Annotated in this window: 1 pseudogene; it reads left to right on the top strand. The window is 48.7% G+C overall.

Features of this window, described 5'->3' with window-relative positions:
- Positions 1–425 (top strand): annotated as a pseudogene (locus tag B3180_RS04300) (class I tRNA ligase family protein); the annotation flags it as partial.

Genomic DNA, 425 nt, shown 5'->3' on the forward strand with positions numbered 1-425 from the left:
CGGTGTTACCTATATGGGTGTTGCCGCACAACATCCGTTAGCTATTGAAGCCGCAAAAAATAACCCTGAACTGGCTAGCTTCATTGAAGATTGTAAGAACAGCAAAGTCGCAGAAGCCGACATTGCAACAATGGAAAAGCTGGGCATGGACACCGGCATTAAAGCCACTCACCCAATGACAGGTGAAGAGATCCCTATTTGGGTCGCTAACTTTGTTTTAATGGACTATGGCTCTGGCGCCGTTATGGCAGTGCCGGCACACGACCAGCGTGACTGGGAATTTGCAACTAAATACAAGCTGGAGATTCGCCCGGTTATTGAGCCTATTAGCGGCGACAGTGATATTCAAAAAGCGGCTATTACCGAAAAAGGCACCGTCATTAACTCCGGGCCATACGACGGCATGAGTTCTGCACAAGCCTTTG

This window comes from Idiomarina sp. UBA4206, from assembly GCF_002383015.1.
GTDB lineage: Bacteria > Pseudomonadota > Gammaproteobacteria > Enterobacterales > Alteromonadaceae > Idiomarina > Idiomarina abyssalis.